1 protein-coding gene is annotated in these 1,065 nt (G+C 33.6%); it reads left to right on the forward strand.

The features are described 5' to 3' along the window. Positions 1–178: 178 nt before the first annotated feature. A partial coding sequence (locus FLB_RS10255; RefSeq protein WP_064715877.1) for a type IX secretion system membrane protein PorP/SprF occupies positions 179–1,065 on the forward strand: 887 nt, incomplete at its 3' end.

Here is a 1,065-nt window from a genome sequence, read left to right on the forward strand (position 1 = left end):
GATTACTGGTACATCTTGAAATTGAAAAATGTACAAGATGATCGCGAATTTGTAGGTCACTTTACTTTAATGAGATAGGAAAAACGATAGCATGAGGTAACCCCAAAATAAATTGGTAAGAAACATCCCTGTCCCATAAAAAGGGATGTTTTGAACCCATCAAACAATCTAGATTATTATGAAACAGATTATACTTTCATTGTTGCTTTTAGTAGGTATTACAGGCCACACCCAAGAGTTGAACTTGCCTGTATTTACACAATATTTGGCAGACAACCCTTTTGTGCTCTCTTCTACTTTTGCAGGTATCGGAGACAATTTAAAAATTAGAGTCAACGGATTGACGCAATGGGTAGGCATTAAAGATGCGCCAAACAACCAATCTGTTTTTGCAGATTTTAGAATAGCCGATCAGTCAGGGGTGGGTATTTCACTTTACAATGATAAAAATGGAAATACACGTCAAACGGGAGGAAAAGTATCGTTTGCGCACCATATTATTTTAGATTATTATACTAAGCAATATTTGTCATTTGGCTTGTCTTTCAATATCAATAATTTCAAAATTGATATTAACGATTTAGATCCTACCAATCCGGATCCTTCTATCAATAATAATCGATTTACTTCCAATAATAACTTTGATATTGGCTTGTTGTATCGTATCAACCGTTTCTATGTGAATTTGAATGCGAGTAATATTTTGCCCAAAAATTTAGATAAATTCATTGCCTTAGAACCAGATTTGTTGCGCAATTATCAAGTGTATTCGGGTTATGTTTTTAGTAACGGAGGATACAATAGATCCGAAATAGAACCTTCAGTGTATTTTCAATATTTTGAATCTGATAAACGTTCTAGCACAGATATCAATGTTAAGTATAGAAAATTCAACAGTTATGATGACTATTTTTGGGTAGGAGCTTCTTACCGTTTTTTGAACGACCAAATTGGTAAACCATTAAATATTGGTCCCATGGCTGGATTCAAAAAATCTAATTTTTATTTTGGGTATTCCTACCAACTTACCTTAAATGAATTTTCTGGATACAACTCAGGAACCCA

The sequence above is a fragment of the Flavobacterium succinicans genome, assembly GCF_001662485.1.
Lineage (GTDB): Bacteria > Bacteroidota > Bacteroidia > Flavobacteriales > Flavobacteriaceae > Flavobacterium > Flavobacterium succinicans_A.